The organism is Candidatus Regiella insecticola LSR1 (assembly GCF_000143625.1).
Lineage (GTDB): Bacteria > Pseudomonadota > Gammaproteobacteria > Enterobacterales > Enterobacteriaceae > Regiella > Regiella insecticola.
Genome location: NZ_GL379593.1, coordinates 1 through 3,960, shown reverse-complemented (window position 1 = coordinate 3,960; position 3,960 = coordinate 1). Strand labels below are relative to the sequence as shown.

8 protein-coding genes are annotated in these 3,960 nt (G+C 44.0%); all 8 read right to left on the bottom strand.

Annotated features, from left to right (window positions below; translation table 11 throughout):
* Positions 1–187 (bottom strand): hypothetical protein (locus REG_RS13775; protein ID WP_218015673.1); only part of this gene is annotated, 187 nt, incomplete at its 3' end.
* Positions 184–768, bottom strand: coding sequence for a hypothetical protein (locus REG_RS07460; RefSeq protein WP_006705081.1), 585 nt, complete (start codon positions 766–768; stop codon positions 184–186). The genes REG_RS13775 and REG_RS07460, both read right to left, overlap by 4 nt.
* Complete coding sequence (locus REG_RS07455; protein WP_006705080.1) at positions 765–1,094, bottom strand: hypothetical protein; 330 nt, start codon at positions 1,092–1,094, stop codon at positions 765–767. Before REG_RS07455 ends, REG_RS07460 begins: the two co-directional genes overlap by 4 nt.
* 203 nt (positions 1,095–1,297) lie before the next feature.
* A complete protein-coding gene (locus REG_RS07450; RefSeq protein WP_260200239.1) occupies positions 1,298–1,516 on the bottom strand; it encodes a BrnA antitoxin family protein in 219 nt (72 codons plus the stop codon).
* A 403-nt stretch (positions 1,517–1,919) separates the two neighbouring features.
* A complete protein-coding gene (locus tag REG_RS07440) occupies positions 1,920–2,342 on the bottom strand; it encodes a helix-turn-helix domain-containing protein (RefSeq protein WP_006705078.1) in 423 nt (140 codons plus the stop codon).
* Entirely contained in the window at positions 2,330–2,629 is a 300-nt protein-coding gene (locus REG_RS07435; protein ID WP_071985198.1) for a type II toxin-antitoxin system HigB family toxin, read from the bottom strand. Before REG_RS07435 ends, REG_RS07440 begins: the two co-directional genes overlap by 13 nt.
* Positions 2,630–2,803: 174 nt before the next feature.
* Positions 2,804–3,397 carry a hypothetical protein gene (locus REG_RS07430; protein ID WP_039907836.1) on the bottom strand — a complete coding sequence of 198 codons (594 nt, stop codon included), beginning with the start codon at positions 3,395–3,397 and terminating at the stop codon, positions 2,804–2,806.
* A 54-nt stretch (positions 3,398–3,451) separates the two neighbouring features.
* Complete coding sequence (locus REG_RS10805) at positions 3,452–3,814, bottom strand: hypothetical protein (protein WP_050749361.1); 363 nt, start codon at positions 3,812–3,814, stop codon at positions 3,452–3,454.
* Positions 3,815–3,960: the final 146 nt, after the last annotated feature.

Here is a 3,960-nt window from a genome sequence, read left to right as displayed (position 1 = left end):
GACCCTCGCGATTAACCAACGTTGGCATCGGCTTTGTCAAGGCTAAATAAGTTTTACACGTCCAGAAGGAAAAGAGTAATTCCGAGAGCCGTTCGCTTTTCTCAACCGCAGCCATATGATTAATCTCTTCGTCTGACCATAAGCAGTGTTTATCATCAGCCCGAATTGCTTTCAGTGCTGCAATCACATGACACTGTGAATACGCCAGAAAAGACGGAATTTTTCTGCTTCTTCTGGTGAAAAAGGCAGCATACCCTCGCCGAAAATAGCTTTCTCATCCCATGGAATGACCCTGGCTGCGATACAATCCTTCTCCTGTAAACATTGAGACGCCGCACGCTCATACACACGGATCACTTTAGATGTTAGGCCAAAAGGGCGTACTTCAACCCACCGCCCTACATTAACCGTCACCACTTCCCACAGTCTAACCTCGCTTTTTGCTAACGCAGTGAGATAACGCTTGGCGTGAGGGGGCTCTCGCCAGCCACGGCGTTTGACATAGTCTTCTATCATGCAAACATCTTCATTATCCCAATGACTCGTTGCAAACAACTCGAAGAGATAGCCAAAAGCCTCTCCCATATAGTAATAATTGTCTAATGTTTGACCCAATTCACTGACAGGAACACCAGCAAGAGCAGCTGTATCCCTCAATATTTCACTAAAAAATTGGGCTTCTCTCTCTGCCCAAGGGGCTTTTTTAGCGTATTTCATCAGGTTAGAAATGGCTTTATCAACGCTTTTTTGGTGTTTAAGTTCGTTCATACGAAAATGGAATGACCTGTATTGAAAGAGGGGGGAATATTTTTGTTTGAGGGATCTTTGGGGACCTCAATCACACCATCGGCAAGGCATTGAGCCACCCTCTCCATCAATTTGGCGAATCGATAAAATCCCTCATATTGTTGGCAAATATAATCCATTTGTAGCTTTGACGTACTCTCTATAATCCGCTTGAAGGCTGGCATACAGTCATAACCGCTACTCAGTAGTTGCTCATCACCCACGTCCGATAGAGGAAATTTGGCCGCATGATCATCGATAAGCTTAATCATGTGTCGTTGTTCTGAACTCAAATGAATCATTGACATTTTTTCACTATTATTTCGTTATTGAGTACGTTCAGAGGGAGCCTAGTTGAGTAGTAAACCCCTTTAAGGCGCTAATTTCAACATTGCCACTCCCCCCACTATCAAATATAGGATGGAACTCAACTCAGATCCCCACCGGCTAACTGCTGCTGAGGGGAATCAGTCAGCGGCCAAGGTTTATCACCCACGACCCCCTATAACCCCTAACCAGGAGAATGCGTTTTAAGCCAATCCCTCAAGGCGGCATCAATACGTGTTTGCCATCCCTCCCCGGTGGCGCGAAATTTTTCTACTACATCATGAGAGAGACGAATCGTGATGCGCTCCTTCGTCACAACAGCCTGCGGACGCCCGCGCTTAAACTTTGGCTTGACTGCTTCCCATTCCTCATCTGTTAATAAAGGAATCGCATCATCTGACATGGCTGCCTCCGTGAGGTACACATCCTCTTCAGCTGTGGGACGAATTAATGTACTCAACATAATGATCAAACTCCCCTTGGTTGGCCTTACGCAAACTCATAATGCGTCGACTATCAAGGCGATATACGAAGGCAACAAAATCTACCCTGTCTAGAAGAACGGCTAATGCAGCCTGGCGTGATTCACCCTATTCCTTGCGCAGATCAGGCCAAACCAACGCAGAATCCCAACCCAAGAGGCAAGCCTTAGCCAATGATACCCCGTGTTTTGCAATATTTATGGCATCCTTTGAGGAATTAAAGGTGATCTTCATTTTAATTATTGTATGTACATAAAATAATAAATCAAGCTTATTGGGTTTTCCCGCCACCTAGCCAGCCAAAAATGGCAATGAGACAACCTTTTAAAAGAAAACGGTTGGCAAGACATTAAATCGCTCAGACAACGCTTTAATTTGACGAATATTTAGATCACGTTTACCACTCAGTATTTCAGACACCACGCCTTGTCTCCCTATTTCTGGCAGTTTCGATTGCGTTAGCTTATGTTGCTCCATCAAAAAACGTAACATACCTCCTGGCGGAACATCTTTCGCTGGATAATGAACGCTATCATATTCACTAATAAGTACGCCAAGGGTGTTAACGAGGTCAGCCAACGGGTGTTTCTCGTCTGCTGCCCCAGCGTCAAGCAATTTATTCTGCGCCGAAACAGCCCTATCATAATCATCCTCGGAATGAATGCTATGTAAAGGAATAACTGATGATAGCGCTTGAAAGTGGGAAGTAATCTCTGCTACCACTGTGCGATCCATTAGGGCTTCCATTTATCGTACTCCTTATGAGTTAATACATGACGAATATAAAGCTTCTGGTGATCAAAATGGATAGCAGTAATGATCCGATATTTATTACCACCAATGTTGAATACACAGTAACACCCCACTTTATCCGTAGTGTTAAACACCCTCTTGATGTCCGCAAAGTTCACAAAAGAATGAGACTCTATGAGTTTACGCCACGCTTGCATAGGCTCAGTAGCCGCGGGGTGCACAGCTGAAAAATGCGTCAGAGCTTTGTTAGATATGATCCGCATGATAATATTATATCTCATAATGAGATAATTGATACCTATTTATGCTACCACATGAACGTTTTGACAAGTGTACATTGGTAAGCAAGGTGATATAGCTAACGACGGAAAATACCGAATTTTAGGTTAGAACACCTCACAACTTTATTATTCAGGATGGCAAATAAGGAGCATCATTTTCTACTCCTCATCTGTCTATTGCCGTGGATTCAGTTCCAACCGATATTTTGTTAAATCAAGATAATCCCAATCATTCCGACAAACCCATTTCATGACAAGACCCGGGGGATCCGGTTTTTTAGTAAAAATTTTCACTGCCTTTTCATATTGCTCAGGTGTACAACTCATATTTTCAAATTGTTTCTGATTGGTTTTTAACCCGGCAAGATTGGCTGATTCTAATTGAGAACGGAAGGCAATGACGGTCTGATCGGGGTTAATGGCAAAGAAAAAATAATCTTTTGTTTCCAGCATCCGATTAATTACCGCTTGAATAATCGGATTACCCGGCACAACAAGTCCACGATAGATGACGTGACCATAAAACTCGAAAGCAAAATGAAGCACCGGCTTTCCATCAAAGCCAAGCACGGAATGCCCAAAGCGGAATCCTTGCGCACTGGACGCAGAGGGGATCGGCGTTGCTGGTCGCAGCGCGATAACACCACAGTGAGATCCCCGCTCTTCCACATAACCCAACGCAAAACAGGGGGATCCCGCCGCCATCAAATCGCGAATAAACAGTTTGTTAACTGTTAGCCGGGGTAAAAAAATAGAGATATCCCCCATTATTATTTATTTTCCTCATCTTCGATAAAATACGGGAGCCGTTAGGCAAGAAGCCTAACCCTCGCAGAGGAGTGACAGAATCGTTTTTGCATTAGCATTGATATCGTATATCAACTGAAAACCCAGCGCGATACCTTGAGATTCCAGTGGATTGGAAATGGTGTCACGCCAGTGGCTGAACCTGCGATGATAACCCATCATATCGGCCCGTTGCACACGGTAAGTGGCAATCAGAGTCATCACCTCCTCTTCAATAACAGAATCAAAGCAAGACATCCGCTTTTTAAGCTCATTAACTTGAGCGGCGGTATCACTTTGCATTGTCATTAACTCCTGAAGCACCAGGGGCATCCCTTCTATGCCAGGAAAAATAGGAAATTCATGTTTTTCTTCTTTGTCATTAATCGTTACCGTCAATACATCATATCGCCCCTGATTAACCAGCACCGGCGAGGGAATTCTACACAGTAATTGCGGAAATAAATCCTTTTTTTGCTCAATGAGCCTACGGATTTAAACAACTGTTCAAACCCCTCAGAGGGAGGACCAATACCCTCTGCCTT